1 protein-coding gene is annotated in these 526 nt (G+C 44.1%); it reads right to left on the bottom strand.

Annotated features, from left to right (window positions below; genetic code table 11):
- Nucleotides 1-526 (bottom strand): LD-carboxypeptidase (locus tag KZA10_RS17415; protein ID WP_218683536.1); only part of this gene is annotated, 526 nt, incomplete at both ends.

The following is a 526-nucleotide window of genomic DNA, read 5'->3' as shown; positions in this document are numbered from 1 at the left end:
ATAGCGACCTCCTAGTAGCAACTCTCCTAAGCTTTCTAAACACCCACCATATAGCTTGCCACTTATCTTGCCACTGCCAAAAAGCACCTCATACCCATGCGTTTCTGGAGATGAGTTTCTATCTGTACCGAAGGCTTCTTGACCAAACTCAGTTCTTTCATGATACCAGGTTGGACTAGACACAATTTTCGGTGCATCATCTGAAAATAAGTGGCGAATACATGCCTCAGTATAGGCCAACATATCCGGTGCAAATTCTCCAAAATCTACGATGGCAGCTGGTCCATAGTAGGTTGCAAGCCCTAATTTTTGGAACATCAAATGATTAATACTGGTATCCGAGTAGCCCATGAAAAGCTTGGGGTTTTCAGACACCAGCTTTTTGAAGACGTCATCTTCAAGTAGATAGGGGACTGTTTGATAGGTATCATCTCCACCGATAGCACTTAAAATCAGCTTGACTTCCTGCTGGGCAAAGGCCCACTTTAGGTCTGCTGCACGCGCTTTAGGATTGGCTTTAATAAAC

It is taken from the genome of Microbacterium sp. BF1 (assembly GCF_019279095.1).
GTDB lineage: Bacteria > Actinomycetota > Actinomycetes > Actinomycetales > Microbacteriaceae > Microbacterium > Microbacterium maritypicum.
Note: the sequence above shows the minus strand (reverse complement) of the source record. Positions and strands in the feature narration are given on the sequence as shown.